Raw genomic sequence first — 18,285 nt, 5'->3', positions numbered from 1 at the left:
GCGTTCGCGAGCCTCTGAACCGTCGCGCCACCATCAGCATCAACTTCTGATCCCAAGGGGGAGGGCCAAATCCTCCCCCCACGGATCACGATGCCGATACCAAAACACACCGCCGGCCCGGATCACCCCAGGCCGGCGGTGCTGCGTTCGGGAGCCAGAAAAAGCGGCGTCGATCCGGAGACACGCCCAGCGACCCGGCATGGAGAATTCATCTGCAATTCAGGTTCGACGTGTGATCCGCTTGCCAGACCCGCGCACCGCCCTCTAGGAAGTCTGTTGCACGCGCGGCGCAGGAAGTTTCACGGTTTTGCTCGCCACCCTCGATCCTCCATATCCGGAGCAACGTCTTCACCCCGCGCCTGTCGCGTCGGCGCCCGAAGACCTGACCGGCAGGCGGTTTCTGATCATCACCGCGCCGTTCGGTCCCTTCGGCCGCGTGTTGACGGAGGCGCTCGAAGGTCTGGGCGCCGGGGTCACCCGCATCCTGCTCAACGCCGGCGACGAACTCTATTGGCGCCGGTCCGGAGGGCTCAGGTTCAAGGACCGCGCCTCGGCCTGGGAAGACCGGTTCCTGGCCCTCGTCCCCGACTATACCGACGTCATCATCTTCGGCGAGGGCGGCCCCTACAACCAGGCCGCCATCCGCAACGCCGCCCGCTACGACGCGCGTCTCTGGGTGCTGGAGAACGGCTATTTCCGCCCGGACTGGATCACGGTGGAGCGAAACGGCGTCAATGCGTCCAGCAACCTGCCGCGCGACCGGCGCGCCTATGACGCCCCCGCGCCCGACCTGCCCGAAATCCGGCCGGTGGGGCGGATCCTGCCCTATCACGTCCTCAACATCAGCCTGCACCACCTGATCCAGCTGCCGGGGCGGTGGATGTATCCGCTGTTCAAGGCCCCCTACACCCAGGCGCCCTGGCTTCAGTGCGCCGGGCATATCCGCCGCTATTTCGGCCTGGCCTTCCAGGCGAGACGCCACACGGACGCCGAGTTGATTTCCCGCCGGGGCCCCTTCTTCATCGCCTGCCTGCAGCGCGACGGGGACGCCCAGTTGCTGCGCTACTCGGCCTATCCCGATAACGCCGCCTTTCTCGCCCATGTGATGGCCAGCTTCGCGGCCCATGCGCCGGCGGACGCCAGGCTGGTGGTCAAGAACCATCCGCTCGATCCCGGCCTGACCGATCTGGGCCAGATCACTCTCGGTCTTGCGGTCGAGCACGACCTGGCGGAACGGGTCGATTTCATCGACGGGGGCAATATGGCCCAGCTTTGCCGTCTGTCGCGCGGCATGATCGTCAACAACTCCTCGGCCGCCCTGTCCGCCCTGGGGTTCCGCACCCCGGTCAAGGTGTTGGGCCGCGCCTTCTTCGACTTCGACGGCCTGACGGACCAGAAGAGCCTGGACGACTTCTGGACCGATCCCACGCCGCCGGATCCGGGCCTGTTCGCCCGTTTCCGGGCCCATGTCATCCATCGCTGCCAGATCAACGGCAACTACCACGAGCCCCGCGCCATGCCGGCGACGGCCCAGGCCCTGGCGAGGCGCTTCGCCGCCGAGCGCGACTGAGGCAGGTTTCCGACGCTGTTTGAGCGGTGAAACCCACTGTGGCGCCGGGGTCACCTTTGGCGCGCGTCACATCACTGTCACACAACTGTCGTCCGAGGTTCGGATAGCAGCCCTAGATGGGGCGGGATTTCGACCGGTCGGCCATGCCGACTCGTGGGCCTTCGCCCGTTCACCATCTGGGGATACAGATACAATGATGAACCGCAAACGCGTGTTCTGGGCGACGACCGCCCTCTTCACCGGCCTGATGGCCGCCGGCGCCGCCTCCGCCCAGTCGACCGGCACGGAAGCGACCGAAGTCGAGTCCGTCACCGTCACCGGTTCGCGCGGCCCCGCCAATGTCGGCGGCCTGGCCACGGCCGAGACCATCGCCAAGACCCGCAACACGGTCGGCCAGGAATTCATCGCCACCCAGCAGGCCGGTCAGACCATCCTGCAGACCCTGAACCTGACGCCGGGCCTCAGCTTCAACAACGCCGACCCCTATGGTTCGTCGGGCGGCAACATCCGCCTGCGCGGCTTCGACGGCAACCGCGTCTCGCTGACGTTCGACGGCATCCCGCTGAACGACACGGGCAACTACGCGACCTACACCAACCAGCAGCTGGACCCGGAACTGATCGAGCGCGCTTCGGTCAACACGGGCTCGACCGACGTCGACAGCCCGACCGCCTCGGCCACCGGCGGCACCATCAACTATGTCACGCGTCGTCCGGCCAATGACTTCGGCGGCTGGGTCCAGGCCTCGGGCGGCGACTTCAACTATCGCCGCATCATGGGCCTGATCGACACGGGCGAGTTCGGCCCCTGGGGCACGACGGCCTGGTTCGCCGCCTCCTACCAGAAGTACGACAAGTTCAAGGGCCTGGGCGAGCTGGAGAAGAAGCAATACAACTTCCGCATCTACCAGCCCCTGCGTGGCAACGGCGACTTCGTCGCCCTGTCGGGTCACTACAACGAGAACCGCAACAACAACTACAACGGCCCGAACCTGGCCACTTCGACGGGCTTCTGCGACGTGGCCCGCACCCAGGTCTGCGTCAGCGACGTCGAGACCAGCCCCTTCAAGTGGGGCGTCGACTTCGACCGCACCTATGTCGCCCCGACGGTCCGCGCCGGCGTGGCCGACGTCGACAGCAACGGCACGGGCTTCTACGGCCTGCGCATCAACCCGTCGAACACCGGCAACATCCGCGGCAACTCGCGCTTCACCCTGCGTGACGGCCTGGTCCTGACCGTCGACCCCTCGTTCCAGTACACCCTGGCCAACGGCGGCACCCAGCAAGCCGTTCTGTCGGAGACCAACCAGCTTCTGCGCGGCACCCGCACCACGGGCGGCGTCGATCTGAACGGCGACGGCGACACCCTGGACAGCGTCCGCGTCATGACCCCGTCGAACACCAACACCCACCGTTACGGCGTCAACTCGTCGCTGATCTGGGACCTGAACGACAACCACCGCCTGCGCGCCGCCTATGCGCTGGACTGGGGTCGTCACCGTCAGACCGGCGAATACGGCCGGGTGGACTTCTCCAACCCGACCAACCCGCGCTTCGTGGACGTCTTCGGCGGCCGCAACGACGAAGACAACCGCATCGTCAACCTTGACGGCTACTTCCTGCGCGCCCGCGACCGCAAGTCGATCGCCATGCTGAACCAGTTCTCGCTGGAGTATCGCGGTCGCTTCTTCGAGGAAGCCCTGACGGTGAACGTCGGCGTCCGCGCGCCCTTCTTCAAGCGCGAACTGAACCAGTTCTGCTACACGCAGAACGCGTCGTCGAACGTGCTCTGCACCAGCCAGGCGCCGAACGCGCCGCTGGCCAACGGCAACGTCACCTTCGGCACCTCGGCCACCCAGTACATCGCGCCCTTCTCGCGCGAAGTGAAGTATGACGACATCCTGCCGAACGTCAGCGCCAGCTACCGTTTCGGCGAAGGCCATTCGGTCTACGGCAGCTACAACGAGTCCCTGTCGGCTCCGCGGACGGACAGCCTCTACGCCGTCACCCGCTTCGCCAACGGCTCGATCGGCAATCCGACGGTTCAGCCGGAAACGTCCAAGAACTACGACCTGGGCTACCGCTACACCGCCTCGACCCTGGTGGTTCAGGCCTCGGCCTTCTTCAACCAGTTCGACAACCGCATCGTTTCGACCTACGACGAGGATCTGGCCCAGTTCGTTGACCGGAACGTCGGCGGGGTCAACACGACCGGCTTCGAGGCCTCGGTGGGCTGGGAGCCGGTGCCCAACCTGAACCTGTACGCCTCGGCGACCTTCACCGACAGCGAACTGCAAGACGACTACGTCTTCAACGCCGCCGGCGCGCTTCTGCCGACCAAGGGCAAGAAGCAGGTGGAAACGCCTGAGGAAATGTTCGCCCTGCGCGCCTCGTACAAGTTCAACGAGGTCGCCTCGGCCGGCGTCCAGGCCAAGTACACCGGCGAGCGCTGGGTCACCGACGTCAACGACCTGAAGGTCGACGCCTACACCGTCGTGGACGCCGACGTCCGCTTCGACTTCGCGACCTTCGGCCTGGAGGGCACCTACCTCCAGTTCAACGTCTCGAACCTGTTCGACGAGCAATACTACTCGACCCTGGGCACCGGCGCTTCGTCGACCCCGGGTGCGCTGGGCTACGGTCGCCGCTTCGCCGGCATCGGTTCGCCGCGCACGATCAGCGCCAGCCTGCGCTACAGCTTCTAAGCCGTAGTTCAGACCCAACGATCGGAGGCGGCCCCGCGAGGGGCCGCCTCTTTTCGTTTGGGCTCTTCCGGTTGAAGCGGGGGGCGCCGGTGTCTATCTGGTCGCGTTCCGCCGCCGCCCTCTCCGCCGCATTCAAGGTTTCGCCATGTCCCAGGTCATTCCCGCCGAATGGGCGCCGCACCGGGCCATGTGGGTCGGCTGGCCCAGCCATGCCGATCTCTGGCCGGGCGTGCTGGATCAGGCGCGATCCGAGGTCGAGGCTCTGGTCCGCGCCCTGGCCGGGCCGGGCCGGGAACAGGTCAAACTCATGGTCGGCTCCGACGAAGCCCTGCCGGACGCCCAGGCGCGTTTTGCGGGCGTCGAGGGCGTCACTGTCGTTCCCGGTCGTTTCGGCGACATCTGGCTGCGCGACACCGGCCCGATCTTCGGCGCGGAGTCGCGGACCGCCGCCGCCTTCCGCTTCAACGGCTGGGGCGAAAAATACATCTATCCGCACGACGACGAGGTCGCCGCCCAGATCGGCGAGCATGCCGGCACGCCCCTGAGCTGGAACGACTTCATCCTCGAAGGCGGGTCGCTCGACCATAACGGCGAGGGCGTCATCCTGACCACGCGCCAGTGCGTGCTGAACCGCAATCGCAATCCGGGCTGGACCGAGGCCGTCGCGGAAGAAGCCCTTTCGACCGCTCTCGGCGCCACCCGCTTCGTCTGGCTGGGCGACGGCCTGCTGAACGACCATACCGACGGCCACGTCGACAATCTGGCGCGCTTCGTCTCGCCCGACACCGTCGCCGTGCCCATCGCCTTCGGTCCCAAGGACCCCAATGCCGAGGCCTATGACGCCGCCGCCGCCGCCATCGCCGCCGCCGGCTTCACTCCCTTGCGTATCCCCTCGCCCGGCCTGGTGCTCGACGAGGACGAGCGGCCGGTTCCCGCCAGCCACATGAACTTCCTGATCGCCAACGGGGCGGTGATCGTCCCGACCTACGGCGACGACATGGCCGCCCGGCTCGCCTGCGAGGGTCTGGCCACCGCCTTCCCTGACCGTGAGATCATTCCCCTGCCCTCCACCGCCATCCTGACCGGCGGCGGGTCGTTCCATTGCATCTCGCAGCAGGAGCCCGCGTGAAGCCGGGTGAAAAGTGCTAGTGAATGGTGAGTAGGGAGCATCTGCGGCCGTGGGCGAGATCCAGAATCATCGTGATCTGAAGGTCTGGCAGATTTCCATGGATCTCGTGGAAACGGTCTATCGGCTTTCGCGGACTTGGCCGAACCATGAACTCTACGGCCTTGTCTCCCAGGCGCGCCGCGCATCGGTTTCCGTCCCAGCCAATATCGCCGAGGGCGCCGGCCGACGAAGGACAGGCGAGTTCATCCAGTTTGTCGGTATAGCGCGCGGATCGCTGGCGGAACTGGAAACCCTCCTCATTCTGGCCAACAGACTGAGATATGTGGATGGTGACGCACGGGATCACCTGATGAGCGACATTGCAGAGGTCGGTCGGATGCTTACCGGCTTGATCCATTCGCTTCGTGAACGTCAAACACGCTGACCTGCACGAGCTACTTTCTACTCACGACTCACCAGCACTCTTCACCGAAACGCCCGATGACCCGCACCATTTCTGTCGCCGCGATCCAGACCTCATACGGGTCGGACATGCAGGCGAATATCGACAAGACCATCGCCCTGATCCGCGAGGCGGTGTCACAGGGCGCACAGGTCATCCTGCCGTCCGAGCTGTTCCAGGGGCCCTATTTCTGCGTGACGCAGGAGGAGCACTGGTTCACCTCGGCCTATCCCTGGCGCAAGCATCCGGCCGTGGTTCAGCTGCAGCCGGTCGCCCGGGAGCTGGGCGTCGCCATCCCCGTCTCGATCTTCGAGCGCGAGGGGCCGCACTATTTCAACTCCATGGTCATGATCGATGCGGACGGAGAGGCCCTCGGCGTCTATCGCAAGAGCCATATCCCGGACGGCCCCGGCTATCAGGAGAAATATTATTTCCGGCCGGGCGACACCGGCTTCAAGGTCTGGTCGACCCGCTTCGGCCGCATCGGCGTCGGCATCTGCTGGGATCAATGGTACCCGGAAGCCGCGCGGGCCATGATGCTGATGGGCGCCGACGTCCTGATGTATCCGACCGCCATCGGTTCGGAGCCCCATGACGAGACCCTGGACACGGCCGAGCCCTGGCGCCGGGCCATGCAGGGCCATGCGGTCTCCAACGCCGTGCCGGTCGTCGGCGCCAACCGCATCGGCCACGAGACCCTGACGCCCGAGGGCCAGACCTTCTACGGCCACTCCTTCATCGCCGACCATCGCGGCGATCTGGTCGAGGCGCTCGACCGCGAGGAAGGCGTCCTGGTCCACACCTTCGACCTGGACTTCATCGACCGCTACCGCGCCGCCTGGGGCTTCTTCCGTGACCGCCGGCCGGAACTCTATGGGTCGCTCGCGGCGGGTCGCCCGACCGACTGAAGATTCGAAGAGTTGGCGGAGAATTCGACGACGGGTCCGACGGCGAATTGAGCGACAAGGAAGACGACGGCTACCGCTCGATCCGGTTGCGCTCGACCAGGTTTCGTTCGGCACGGTCCCCATCGTCGGCGCTGGAGCCGAAGGGATATCCCCGGTCAGCCGCGCAGTAGTTGCGCCGCCCCTCGCGCGCGCCCACCACGACCGTCTGCGGCCTCAGCCAGTTCGCCCCGGTGAAGACGTTGTCGACGATGATGTTGTCCGACGGGGTCTGGTGCCGGATCACCCCGTCCTCGCCGCAGTTGCGATAGAGGAAGATCCCGCCCCGGCCCCTGAGGTTGAAGCGGTTGCCCGAAATCCGGTTCGACGCCGAACCGTCCACGGCCACCTGCTCGCGACCGGTCCTGATGTCGAAGACGTTGCGGATCAGGCTGTTCTCCCGGCTTTCGGCGTCCAGATAGACGGCGACCGACACCGACCGCCCGGAAAAGCGCGAGTCCGCCAGCGACAGGGCCGTCACCCCCGGGCCGACATAGAGGGGGATGGAGCCCGTGGCCATGAAGCTGATGCGGTCCAGAGCGATCCGCGTCGGCGCCGCACCCTGGGTCGCCGCCGTATGGTCCGCAGTGCGCGACGAGGCCAGCAGGTCCGACATGGAGCCTCCGGCGCCCATGCCCCAGACCCGGACGGCGCCGTGAAGGGTGCAGTTGCGCAGGTAGACGTCGCGTGGCCGGCTGAACCCTGCCCCCTCGGCCCGCGACCAGACGGCCACGGTCGGTTCGCGCGTCGTCACCGGGAAGCCCGGCCGACCCAGAGATCCGCCGCCGCAGTCGATCCCGGCGCCGGACGCCTCCGCGCCCTGGATCAGGATGGGACGTGTCGCCCGTCCACCCTTCAACTCCGCGCGGCAGGTCAGGCGATAGGGGGTGGTGTCGGCGGCGGTCAGGGCCTGAACCTCGGCCGCCGTACAGGGCCGCGCCGCCGGAAGCGGCGCCTGGGCCGTCAGGGACAGCAGCAGGCCGATCATGTCCGGCCCCTCAAGGCAGGGGCAGGGCCAGGGTCGCCGCCTCGGCCGTGCAGCCGGCGTTGGTCAGCCCCGTCCGCCGCACCCCGGCCAGTTCGGCGCGCGCGGCCTTCAGATCGTCCTGGAACGCAGGCGTCGCGGCGATCTCGCGCGCCGTCGCCCGGCCCAGATCGGTCCCGGCCTTCACGTCGGCGTCGTAGTGCATGCCGCAAACCGCGCGGCTGACGCCGATCTGGCGGCCGATCTCGCGCGCCTGCTGGGCATGGGCCGGATCGACGGCGGCCATGACCTCGCCATAGGCGGCGCCGACCGAGGCGCTGCCGGACGGATAGGAGGCGCTGGCGCGGCTGGCGGCGGTCACCCTCTGGCAGGCCGGGCGATCGGGATCGACGCCGACCGGGCGAGGCCGGAAGGCCCGGGCCTTGGCCTGTTCCGCCGCCTCGTTGGCGTCATGCATCACCCGCTGCAACAACAGGGTCAGCCGGGGCGTGGCCTGTCCCTGGAACCGGACGCCGAGGGCGCAGTCGAAATGCTGGCGCGCCAGTTCCGGCCGAAGCTCGGCATGGGCGGTTGCAAGAAGCCAGCGGTCGCCGCCCTCCAGCACGCGATAACGATCCGAAGCAGCCCGATCCGCCGCCTGCTCCGTCGATCCGTCGGCGGACGGAGGCGGAACCGCCGCCGCCAGGGCCGCGACCCGCGCCGCCGACAGATAGCCCGCCCCCGCCTCGGCCGGGGTCATGGCGGGCTTGACCGGGGCGCCGAACGGGGTGGTCGAGCACCCGGCGATCGTCAGTCCCAGAAGGCCCGCGCCCAGGACGGCAGCCGTGGACCGGGCCCGCCTCATTGTCCGCCTGTCCAAGTCAGCTGAACAGAGGTCTGGCCCGGCTCGACCGGATGGGCCACGACCTGCAGCCCGGCGCCGCCCGAGGCGCCCGTCGCGCCGTATCCGCGCGTCTCGCCCTGGCTCATCGACATGACCGAGGCCAGACCCGCCGCCTCAGCCTTGCGGCGATAGAAGTCCACGATGTCGTCGGGCGAGGCGTCGCTGGTGAAGACGACGCCGCCGCCGGCGCCGCCCGCCGCCACCGGCGTCAGGGGCGTGGTCTCCACCACCCCGCCGGGATAAACGACAGCGAAGGCCGGGGCCCCCTCTATGGCTTCCCCCGCCGGCAGGGGCGCAGCCGCAGGCGTCGCAGGCGCGGGGGCGGCGGGCGTCTCCGCTTCGACCGCAGCGGACGGGGGTTCGACCTTGGCGCTCGCCGAGCCGGTCTCGCGATCACAGGACGCCAGACCCGCGCCGGCCGTCATCAGGGCCGTCAGCAGGGCCGTCATCGCCAGCCGTCTCGTCATTCCGCTTCGTTCCGATCACACAAACGTGGGGCCACACTCGCCCATCGTTGCGGCCGGGACAAGGCGGGATCACGCCGAGGCCGGGGCGGCGACACGGGATTTCATGTTTGGGATCAGAGACTAGCCCGTCGCCGCGTCGGCGCTGTTCTTGTCGGATCCCTCGCCCGCCGCCATGCCCGTGTTCTTCACATCCGACGGATCGACCGAAGACGGAGGCGTAGAGGTCGCCGTGTCCCGTCCCTGCCGGGCAAGGCCCTCGTTGATGACCGTCTGGTCCGGCTCGATGTCCGAGCCGCTGACCGAACCGCCTCGCAGGGAGCCGGCGCGGGTGTCAGAGCCCATGCCCGAACCGGTCAGGGCCTCGATCAGGGCGTCGCGTTCATGGCCGAGATCGGGCTTCTCGCCCATGGCGGCGGCCTCGCGCGCCTCCTCGCTGGGTTCGTGCGGCGTGTCGGGGGTCTTGGCGTCGTCGCCCATGGGATTTCTCCTTTCAACCTGGCTTGGCCGTTCGGGGAGTCAAAGCCTGCGGCCCGGCGCGGTTCCCGACCTAGAAAAGATATATCTTATGTCTCTTGCGTAATCATTCTTAAGATATATCTCTGTGTCATGAAGCAAGAAGGACATTCAACCATGTATGGATTTTTCAAACACGAAGACGACGGCCAGGGCCCTCACTCCGGCGGCCGCTTCGGACGCCATCGCCAGGCCCACTGCGGACCGGGCGGCCATTGGGGTCGCGGCCCCTGGGCCGGGCGCCATGAAGGCCGGGGTCGCGGCGAGGGCCGGGGCGAAGGCGGCCGTCGCGGCCGGATGTTCGGGCCGGGCGACCTGCGTCTGGTCCTGCTGTCGCTGATCGAACAGGAGCCGCGCCACGGCTATGACCTCATCAAGGCCATCGAGGCCCTGTTCGGCGGCGGCTACGCCCCCTCGCCCGGCGTGGTCTATCCCACCCTGTCGATGCTGTCGGACAAGGGCCTGATCGCCGGCGCCGAAGATGCTGGGGGCAAGCGCGTCTTTTCCCTGACCAAGGCCGGCAAAGTCTGGCTGGACGAGAACCGCGCCGCCGTGGACGGCGTCATGCAGCGCATGGCCCTCGCCGCACGCCGCGTCGCCGGCGAACAGACGCCCGAGATCGTGCGCGAGGCCTTCATGACCCTGCGCCAGGCTGTGGTGATGAAACCGGGCGGCTGGTCCGAGCCCGAGACCGCCAAGGTGGTCGAGACCCTGATGAAGGCCGTGCACGACATCAGCGGCGAATAGGGCCTCTGTCAGACGGGCAACGGCCGTCGCGAACCCTCGCGGCGGCCGACTTGCGACCCCTGTCGGCCCCATGCAAAGTGACGTCATGGGGTTCGCCGAAGTGAAACAGCACCGTCCGTCGGGCTATGGTTTTGTCCTGCCCGGTGGGGTGCGCGTCACCGCCTCCGCCGACCCCGCCTCGCCCGTCCTGCGGCGGTTCTTCGAGGGTTACGACCGGGCCTTCGTCCTCCCCGACGAGCGGGAGGAGCTGGATGGTTTCGAAAAGTGCCTGGCGCTCAACGCCACCCATCGCCACGCCTTCGGCCGCACCCATTGCGAACTGGTGGCCGTACTCGAGGACGAGACCGGGACGCTTCTGGGCGGGATCAACTTCCTCGCCACCGCCATCGACCGGGCGGGGGCGCCGCCCGCCGCCGTGGCCCTCAACTATGTCTATGTGGAGGAGGCGGCGCGGGGGCGCGGCCTGTTGCGCCAGACCCTGTCGGCCGTGCGGAGCGTGGCCCTGACGGCCCTCGACCTCGATCCCGAGGGTCCGCCCCCGGCGATCTTCATCGAGCAGAACGACCCCTTGCGGCTGACGCCTGAGGAGTATGCCGAGGACACGGCCCATTCGGGTCTGGACCAGGTCGACCGGCTGGCCATCTGGGCCCGCGTCGGCGCCCGGGTCGTCGATTTTCCCTATGTCCAGCCCGCCCTGTCGGCGGACCAGCAGCCGGACGACGGCCTGATCTACGCCGCCGTCGACTATCCGGGCGAGGCCGTGGATGCGGGCCTGCTGCACGACCACCTGGAAAGCTTCTTCACCATCTCGGTGCTCAAGGGCGAGGCCGAGCCGCCGGGCGGCGCCGCGTCGCGCCAGATCGCCGCGCTGACCGGGCGGACGGCGCCCGTGGCCCTGTTGCCGATGGCGCCTGCGCTGGACTGGCTGCGAATGGGGCGGGGCGTCGAAGGGTTCGACAGTTTCCGGGATCTGGCGAGGGAGGCGCGGGACTGATGGGGGTCGAGGATGAGCGGGCCGCGGAGGACTATGACAAGGCCAAGTCCGGCACGATCTACTGGACCCTGTCCCTCTACATCGAGGCGGACAAGGTCGCGGCGGCCGTCGGACTGAAACCGGGCGAGCGGGTCGAGCCGGACAGATTCCGTCAGGTGCAGCGAGGACACAAGCCGTCCCTCGCCCTGGCCAACGCCGTCGATCCCCTGATGAACGACATCGCGGACCGCGAGACGCAGGGAGAGGTGCAGGAGTTCCTCCTGGCCGCCACGGCGGCCGACTACGCCGATATGCGCGAGGCGCGGAAGGCGGTCCGCCAGTACGAAGACCTGACCTTCATCGTCCCGGAGACGATCGCCTGGACGACCGAGGGGGTGGAGTTCCAGGCCAGGCCAAAGGGGCTCGGCCATCCGCGAACCGTCAAGCTGCGTCGGTTCTGGCTGTCCCACAACAACGGCGCCCTCAGCTACCATCTGAGCTTCAGCCACTACTACGGCGACGACCAGATGCCGGGAGGCGCGGGATACGAACCCGCGACCCTCTATTTCCTGTCGCTCCTGCAGAAGCTGGCGGCGCCCAAGGAATACACTCTGAAAGAGGACATGCTGACCGAGGCGAACCGTCGCCGGCCGCCCTATGTGGATGTCTTCGAAGAGGCTGAACTGGGGATAGACCCCCTCGACAAGATCAAGATCGCGCATGGCATCGGGTGCGACGAGGGCGAGCGCGTTCAGACCTTCTGGCCCTTCGTGGAGACCGTCTTCGGCCTCGACGCCAAGGTTCTCCTCGACCGCCTGGCGCCGGATCCCGCCAGGGCCTCCTGGGCGCCGCGAGACGTCCGGGCGGCGTTGCTCGACAACGTCCCCTTCATCGAGGTGCCCGGGCTGGCGGCCCCGAAGTCGCGCTTCATGTTCATGTTGCACGACGAACGCTTCTTCAAACGGCTGATGCCGGTTGATCGCGACACCAACGAGACCGTGTCCCGCAAGCTCATGGTGCGACCGGGCTGCTACGCGCCCTACGAAGCTCGCATGGGCGAGATGATGGACAAGGCGGCCGACAGCGCGGACGCCGTCGTGCATCTGGACGAGGCCTACTGGACCTGGGTCTGCGGGCGCCCCGAGTACGAGGACGCCGTGGCCGCAGGCGTCTTCGCCCGCGACAATCCCGACTTCAAGTCCGATGAGGACGAGGGCGAGGACAATCCGCGCTTTCTGCCGATCACCCTCGACAAGCGCCAGCGGCTGCCGGCCGACCGGCTTAAGGATTTCGTCTCGGCGATGCGTGACGGCAGCTGCGTGCAGGTCATCGAGCTCAATGACCCTCTAGCGCCGAAGAACGGGGCCGACCGTCGACAGACCCCGGTGAAACACCACATCCCCGCCTTTGAAGCGAGCCGGACGGACTGTCTGGAGTATCTGTTCCTGGCCGGGTTCAACCAGAACATCATCGACTTCATGAACCAGGACACGTCGGAAATCCTGGACAGCATCGACCCCATCTATCCGGACAGCGAGGACCAATCGAGCGACCGCTTCTTCGTCCGCTACGCCAACCACCGGGCGATGATCACCTATGTGCCCAAGAGCCGCAGCCTGGAGACGGGCAACGACTATATCGGCGCCTGCCCCTACGCCTTCCTGATCCACGTCCTGGCCCTGCACAACGAATTCCTGGCGCGCGGCCATGAACAGAAGACCATGACCCGGATCGAGCGGATACAGGCCCTCGCGGCCGATTCGCCGTTGCCGAAGACGGATTCGATGTACGTCCTGCTGGACCGCGAGCCACTGCGGGGGAGCCGCTTCGACAAGGCGGAGACGGCCATCAATCAGGCCAGACTGGCCACGTTTGATCAGTACGAGCGTTTTCGCCACGACAATCCGTTCCGCTACGAGACCGAACGGACCGTGTTCAAAACGCTGGAGGAACTGCGCGGCGTCAGCCGCAAACAGGACGCCCTGACCCTCGCCATCGACAGCCTGGAGGACCACGCCGCCGATCTGCAGCGCATTCACCAACAGGGAATTCAGGAACAGAGCGCGCGAAGAGGCGAGCTTCTGAACATCCTCCTCGGCATGACCGGCTTCTTTGGCGCCGGCCAGATGTTCTACTGGATCGGGGAAAAGACCGCTGGAAAGGACGCCCCCGAGAAGGAATGGCCGACCGCCCTGGCGACGCCATTCGGACAGCTTCCCGCCTCCAAGGCCGTCGGAAACTTCATTCTCGCGGCGACCGAGGTTGCCATGATCCTGGCGCTCGCCTTCTTCCTCTTCATGCTGGCCCGCATCCTGTGGACGCCGGCGCTCCGGTTGAGCGCGCATCTGCCGGATCTGCTCCGGACCCTGCACCGGCGCCTGCCCATCTGGACACGCATGTTCGTGCGCAGTCTGGACGTCGAACCGCCCCGCCGGAGGCCTCGGCCCAGGAAGGCCTCCAGACAGGTCGGGAAGTCCTAGAGCGAAATCGCGAAGCGATCCCACCTCACCGATCAGGCCCTAGCGCCGCGCCTTCTTCCTTTGGCCGGCCTTGCCCTTGGGACGGCTCAGGCGGATGACCTTGCGCGCGTTCTCTTCCGCCGTGGTGCGCACGGTCGGGATGGAGCGCGGGGCCAGGCCGTAGAGGGAGGCCATGGGGGCGTCCTCGACCACGGCCAGCTCGTGCTCGCCATAGCCGTTGAAGCCCGTGGTCATGGCCACGCCATAGGCGCCCAGCATGCCGATCTCGATGAAGTCGCCTTCACGGATGTCGGCCGGCAGCCAGAACGGACCCGGCATGTGGTCGATCGAGTCGCAGGTCGGGCCGTAGAACTGGAAGGCCTTGAGCTCGGACGAGCTTTCGCCGTCCCGGACCAGCTTGGTCGGGAAGGGCCAGCGCGAGTGGGTGGCGTCGAACAGCGAGCCGTAGGAGCCGTCGTTCAGATACAGGGCGTCGCCCTTGCGCAGGTCGACGCGGCACAGCACCGACGACGACTCGGCCACCAGGGCCCGGCCGGGCTCGCACCACAGCTCGGTCGTTTCCGACACCGGCATGTCGTTGAAGCCGCGATGGATGGCGTCGGCGTATTCGCTCATGTCCGGCGGGACCATGCCCGGATAGACCGAGGGGAAGCCGCCGCCGACGTCCACGACATCGACGATCACACCGGCGCGCGAAATGGCGCGGCCGACCTGGGACATCGCCGCCTGATAGGCGGTCGGACGCATGCACTGGCTGCCGACGTGGAAGCTGACGCCCATCAGGCCGTCCTTGACCGCCCGGCGCGTGGCCAGCAGCAGGGCCGGCGCCTGATCCGGCGAGACGCCGAACTTGCCCGACAGGGTATAGGCCGCGCCCTCGGCCGAGACGGCCATGCGCACGATCAGGTTCAGGTCCGAGGCGCCGCCCGTGGCGTCGAGTATCTTGTCCAGCTCCTCCACGCAGTCGAGCGAGAAGGTCCGCACGCCGTGGTCGAAATAGGCGCGGGTGATGGCCGTGCGGCTCTTGACCGGATGCATGAAGGCCAGACGCGCGTCGGGGCTGACCGAGCGCACCAGCTCGATCTCCGCCAGGGACGCCACGTCGAAGCCGGTGACGCCCGCCTCGACCAGGGCCTGGATGACCCACGCCGAAGGGTTCGCCTTCACCGCATAGAGGACGTCAGCCTTCAGATTGTCCTGGAACCAGCGCGCCGCTACGGAGACCGCCGCCGGGCGCACGAGTGCGACAGGACGTTCGGGGGACCGCTCGCGGACCAGGTCCAGGGGGAAATGATACGTGCGCAATTCACGTAAACCCCTGTAATTGTTAAACCCAGACCGGCGTTAGCAGCGCAACGTTAGACCTACGGGGTCCGCCGGAAGCCGCGATGTAGGGTCACGGGACTGTCATGTAAAGCGGTTTTTTCGAGGCGGGACGCAGGTTTGCGCGCCGTTTGTCAGCCTCCGGAAGAATATCGTCGCCTCTGGCTGCGACCGGGCCGGCGCCCGACTGTCGGTCCGCAATCGTGAAACAGCCGTAACTTGCCGCCTCGACAACCCCTGATACGGTCCCTGCGCCGGATTTCAGGGGAGCTCCAACCATGATGCGTCTGACCGCCTATGCCTGCGCCGCCGCCCTCGTGATCGCGGCGGGGGCGCCGCCCGCCCTGGCCCAGGTCGCCCCGGCCGAGATCGCCCGCAGCGTGGATATTCCGTTCGAGCAATTCACCCTGCCCAACGGCCTGCGCGTGGTGGTCCACACCGACCGCAAGGCGCCCGTGGTGGCCGTCCATGCCTGGTACAATGTCGGGTCCAAGGACGAGCCCAAGGGCCAGACCGGCTACGCCCACCTGTTCGAGCACATCGGCCTGTTCAATCCGACCGAGAACATCCCCGGCGGACTGATGGAGCCTTTGCGGGCCATGGGGGCGACCGACTGGAACGGCACCACCTGGTTCGACCGCACCAACTTCTTCCAGACGGTGCCGACCTCGGCCCTCGATCAGGCCCTCTATATGGAGAGCGACCGGATGGGCCATCTGCTGGGCGCGCTCAGCCAGGAGCGGCTCGATAACCAGCGCGGCGTGGTCCAGAACGAGAAGCGCCAGGGCGACAACCAGCCCTATGGACTCGTCTACTACACGGCGCTGGAGGCCCTCTTCCCCGAGGGTCACCCCTATCGCCACTCGACCATCGGCTCGATGGCCGATCTGGACGCCGCCAGTCTGGAAGACCTGCGCCAGTGGCACCGCGACAATTACGGCCCGAACAATGCTGTGCTGGTTCTGGCCGGCGACATCGACGCGGCCACGGCCCGGCCCCTGGTCGAGAAATACTTCGGCCCCATCCCGCGCGGAGCGCAGAACGATCCGGCCGAAGCCGCCATCCCGACCCTGCCCGCCCGGGTCGACAAGCTGTTGCATGACCGGGTTCCCAACACCCAGTTGTCGCGCACCTGGGTGACGCCGGGCCTGCTGTCGGAGGAGGCGGCGTCGCTCGACGTCGCCGCCAGCATCTTCGGCGGCCTGGCCAGTTCGCGCCTCGACAACGCCCTGGTGCGCGGGGACGAGACCGCCACCTCGGTCACCGCCAGCTACCAGCCCTTCCAGCGGCTGGGCATGATCGACCTGGAGGTCAATGCGAAGGCGGGCGGCGACGCCGAGGCCGTGTCGCAGAAACTCGACCGGCTGATCGCCGACTATATCGCCACGGGCCCGACGGCGGACGAGGTCCAGCGGGCCGTGACGCGGATCCTGTCCCGGGGCCTCCAGGCCAAGGAACCGACCGGCGGCTTCACCGGCAAGGCGGTGACCCTGGCCGAGGGAGCCCTCTATGCCAACGATCCCGGCTTCTATCGCCGTCAGCTCGCGGCCTATGGCGCCGTCACCCCCGCCTCGGTCAAGGCGGCGATGGACAAGTGGGTGACCCGGCCGGTGCTGGCCATCCGCGTCGATCCGGGCGAGCGCGAGGCCTATGTCGAGGCTGCCGACACCCGCCCGCCGCCGGCGCCGGCCGCCCCCCTGCCGGTCACCCCGCGCGAGCCCATGCCGACGGTCGGCCCGATGAAGCCGCTGGACTTTCCCTCGGTCGAGCGCGCCCGGCTGTCGAACGGGGTGGAGGTCGTCTACGCCCGCTCCACCACCGTGCCGATCACGCGTCTGACGGTGGAGTTCGACGCCGGGGTCGCCGCCGATCCGGCCGACAGGCTGGGAACCCAGACCCTGATGCTGGGCCTGCTGAAAGAGGGCACGACGACCCGCAGCGCCGTCCAGATCGCCGAGCAGGAAGAACGCCTGGGCGCCTCCATCTCCACCGGCGCCTCGATGGACCGCACCCTGGTCAACCTGACGACGCCCAGCGCCAACCTGACCCCGGCGGTCGAGCTGGCCGCCGACATCCTCCGCAACCCCGGTTTCGCCCCGGCCGACATCGAACGGCGCCGGGCCCAGCAGCTGGCCGCCATCGCCCAGGAGATGAGCGCGCCGGGCGGCATGGGCGCGCGCGCCTGGCCGGTGCTGGCCTATGGCGCCGGCCACCCCTATGGCCGCCCCTTCTCCGGCCAGGGCGACAAGTCGGCGGTTCAGGCCCTGACCCGCGCGGACCTGACCGCCTTCCATCAGGCCTGGATCCGGCCCGACGCCGCGAAGATCTTCGTCGTCTCCGACAAACCCCTGGCCGAAGTCGTCGCGACCCTGAACGCGGGGCTCGGCGACTGGAGTGCGCCCACGACGCCGCGCGGTCAGAAGCGGTTCACCGCCCCGGCCGCCGCGACCGCCTCGCGCATCGTCCTGATCGACCGGCCGCAGTCGCCCCAGTCGATCATTCTGGGCGCCGTCATCCTGCCGGTGTCGGGCACGGATGACCGGGTCGTCTTCAACGCCGCCAACGAGGCGATCGGCTCAGGCTTCCTGTCGCGCATCAACCAGGACATCCGCGAGACGCGCGGCTGGTCCTATGGCCTGGGGGGATCGGCCCAGAACCTGGAGCATCAGGTGCCCTATCTGATCTCGGCCCCGGTGCAGTCGAACCGGACGGGGGAATCGATCCAGGTGCTGATGGATCAGTACAAGGACTTCCTGTCGGATCGCGGCGTGACCCCGGCCGAGCGCGACCGCATCATCAACGCCAACATCCGCCAGTTGCCCGGTCAGTTCGAGACCTCGGCGGCGGTGTTGAACGCCCTGCGCTCCAACGCCCTGTTCGGCCGCCCGGACGACTACTGGGAGACCCTGGCGCCCCGCTACGAAGGTCTGACCCCGGCGCAGCTGGACGCCGAGGCGCGGCGGCTGCTGGGCCAGGCGGCCTTCACCTGGGTGGTGGTCGGCGACGCGGCGACGGTGAAACCGCAACTGGAGGCCCTCGGCCCGCCCGTGGAGGTGCGGGCGGCGCAGTAGGGCCTGCCGCCCCGAGATGCTGGACGGGGGCGCGGCGTCCGTGCCATTAAGACT

14 protein-coding genes are annotated in these 18,285 nt (G+C 67.8%); 9 read left to right on the top strand and 5 right to left on the bottom strand.

Annotated elements, in window-relative coordinates:
* Positions 1–307 precede the first annotated feature (307 nt).
* From ACT6QK_RS08840 to aguB, 5 genes are all read left to right on the top strand, one after another.
* Complete coding sequence (locus tag ACT6QK_RS08840; protein ID WP_444597461.1) at positions 308–1,570, top strand: capsular polysaccharide export protein, LipB/KpsS family; 1,263 nt, start codon at positions 308–310, stop codon at positions 1,568–1,570.
* A 196-nt stretch (positions 1,571–1,766) separates the two neighbouring features.
* Positions 1,767–4,274: a TonB-dependent receptor gene (locus ACT6QK_RS08835; RefSeq protein ID WP_444597460.1), complete on the top strand. Its 2,508-nt coding sequence runs from the start codon at positions 1,767–1,769 to the stop codon at positions 4,272–4,274.
* Positions 4,275–4,419: 145 nt separating this feature from the next.
* Entirely contained in the window at positions 4,420–5,403 is a 984-nt protein-coding gene (locus tag ACT6QK_RS08830) for an agmatine deiminase family protein (protein WP_444597459.1), read from the top strand.
* Positions 5,404–5,452: 49 nt separating this feature from the next.
* Complete coding sequence (locus tag ACT6QK_RS08825; RefSeq protein ID WP_444597458.1) at positions 5,453–5,827, top strand: four helix bundle protein; 375 nt, start codon at positions 5,453–5,455, stop codon at positions 5,825–5,827.
* A 56-nt stretch (positions 5,828–5,883) separates the two neighbouring features.
* Positions 5,884–6,753 carry an N-carbamoylputrescine amidase gene (aguB, locus tag ACT6QK_RS08820; protein WP_444597457.1) on the top strand — a complete coding sequence of 290 codons (870 nt, stop codon included), beginning with the start codon at positions 5,884–5,886 and terminating at the stop codon, positions 6,751–6,753.
* Between the two features lie 70 nt (positions 6,754–6,823).
* Here the strand turns inward: aguB and ACT6QK_RS08815 are convergent, their stop codons facing one another.
* The 4 genes from ACT6QK_RS08815 to ACT6QK_RS08800 form a co-directional block, all read right to left on the bottom strand.
* A complete protein-coding gene (locus tag ACT6QK_RS08815) occupies positions 6,824–7,777 on the bottom strand; it encodes a right-handed parallel beta-helix repeat-containing protein (RefSeq protein WP_444597456.1) in 954 nt (317 codons plus the stop codon).
* Between the two features lie 10 nt (positions 7,778–7,787).
* On the bottom strand, positions 7,788–8,618 hold the full coding sequence (locus ACT6QK_RS08810) for a PA-phosphatase (protein ID WP_444597455.1): 831 nt from the start codon (positions 8,616–8,618) through the stop codon (positions 7,788–7,790).
* On the bottom strand, positions 8,615–9,124 hold the full coding sequence (locus tag ACT6QK_RS08805) for a hypothetical protein (protein WP_444597454.1): 510 nt from the start codon (positions 9,122–9,124) through the stop codon (positions 8,615–8,617). Before ACT6QK_RS08805 ends, ACT6QK_RS08810 begins: the two co-directional genes overlap by 4 nt.
* Before the next feature lie 120 nt (positions 9,125–9,244).
* Positions 9,245–9,601, bottom strand: coding sequence for a ribonuclease (locus tag ACT6QK_RS08800; RefSeq protein ID WP_444597453.1), 357 nt, complete (start codon positions 9,599–9,601; stop codon positions 9,245–9,247).
* 153 nt (positions 9,602–9,754) lie between these two features.
* On the opposite strand from ACT6QK_RS08800, the gene ACT6QK_RS08795 reads away from it, so the two are divergent.
* From ACT6QK_RS08795 to ACT6QK_RS08785, 3 genes are all read left to right on the top strand, one after another.
* The gene (locus ACT6QK_RS08795) at positions 9,755–10,384 is read left to right on the top strand and encodes a PadR family transcriptional regulator (RefSeq protein ID WP_444597452.1); all 630 of its coding nucleotides are present in this window, start codon (positions 9,755–9,757) and stop codon (positions 10,382–10,384) included.
* An 85-nt stretch (positions 10,385–10,469) separates the two neighbouring features.
* Positions 10,470–11,378: a hypothetical protein gene (locus ACT6QK_RS08790; protein WP_444597451.1), complete on the top strand. Its 909-nt coding sequence runs from the start codon at positions 10,470–10,472 to the stop codon at positions 11,376–11,378.
* Complete coding sequence (locus tag ACT6QK_RS08785) at positions 11,378–13,837, top strand: hypothetical protein (protein WP_444597450.1); 2,460 nt, start codon at positions 11,378–11,380, stop codon at positions 13,835–13,837. Before ACT6QK_RS08790 ends, ACT6QK_RS08785 begins: the two co-directional genes overlap by 1 nt.
* A gap of 39 nt (positions 13,838–13,876) precedes the next feature.
* On the opposite strand, the gene ACT6QK_RS08780 is transcribed toward ACT6QK_RS08785, so the two are convergent.
* Positions 13,877–15,142 (bottom strand): type III PLP-dependent enzyme, encoded by a 1,266-nt coding sequence (locus ACT6QK_RS08780; RefSeq protein WP_444597449.1) that lies wholly within the window; start codon positions 15,140–15,142, stop codon positions 13,877–13,879.
* Positions 15,143–15,438: 296 nt separating this feature from the next.
* Here ACT6QK_RS08780 and ACT6QK_RS08775 point away from each other — a divergent pair, with 296 nt between their 5' ends.
* Positions 15,439–18,231: a M16 family metallopeptidase gene (locus ACT6QK_RS08775; RefSeq protein WP_444597448.1), complete on the top strand. Its 2,793-nt coding sequence runs from the start codon at positions 15,439–15,441 to the stop codon at positions 18,229–18,231.
* The last annotated feature ends 54 nt before the right edge of the window (positions 18,232–18,285 follow it).

The organism is Brevundimonas sp., assembly GCF_052436175.1.
Lineage (GTDB): Bacteria > Pseudomonadota > Alphaproteobacteria > Caulobacterales > Caulobacteraceae > Brevundimonas.
The sequence above is the reverse complement of the archived record's forward strand: the minus strand, read 5'-3'. Positions and strand labels throughout refer to the sequence as shown.

Bases quoted from the DNA above. Each gene is read 5' to 3' on its own strand.
- ACT6QK_RS08835 (WP_444597460.1), top strand. From the start codon at position 1,767: ATGAACCGCAAACGCGTGTTCTGGGCGACGACCGCCCTCTTCACCGGC.
- ACT6QK_RS08830 (WP_444597459.1), top strand. From the start codon at position 4,420: ATGTCCCAGGTCATTCCCGCCGAATGGGCGCCGCACCGGGCCATGTGG.
- aguB (WP_444597457.1), top strand. From the start codon at position 5,884: ATGACCCGCACCATTTCTGTCGCCGCGATCCAGACCTCATACGGGTCG.
- ACT6QK_RS08815 (WP_444597456.1), bottom strand. From the start codon at position 7,777: ATGATCGGCCTGCTGCTGTCCCTGACGGCCCAGGCGCCGCTTCCGGCG.
- ACT6QK_RS08810 (WP_444597455.1), bottom strand. From the start codon at position 8,618: ATGAGGCGGGCCCGGTCCACGGCTGCCGTCCTGGGCGCGGGCCTTCTG.
- ACT6QK_RS08805 (WP_444597454.1), bottom strand. From the start codon at position 9,124: ATGACGAGACGGCTGGCGATGACGGCCCTGCTGACGGCCCTGATGACG.
- ACT6QK_RS08800 (WP_444597453.1), bottom strand. From the start codon at position 9,601: ATGGGCGACGACGCCAAGACCCCCGACACGCCGCACGAACCCAGCGAG.
- ACT6QK_RS08795 (WP_444597452.1), top strand. From the start codon at position 9,755: ATGTATGGATTTTTCAAACACGAAGACGACGGCCAGGGCCCTCACTCC.
- ACT6QK_RS08790 (WP_444597451.1), top strand. From the start codon at position 10,470: ATGGGGTTCGCCGAAGTGAAACAGCACCGTCCGTCGGGCTATGGTTTT.
- ACT6QK_RS08785 (WP_444597450.1), top strand. From the start codon at position 11,378: ATGGGGGTCGAGGATGAGCGGGCCGCGGAGGACTATGACAAGGCCAAG.
- ACT6QK_RS08775 (WP_444597448.1), top strand. From the start codon at position 15,439: ATGATGCGTCTGACCGCCTATGCCTGCGCCGCCGCCCTCGTGATCGCG.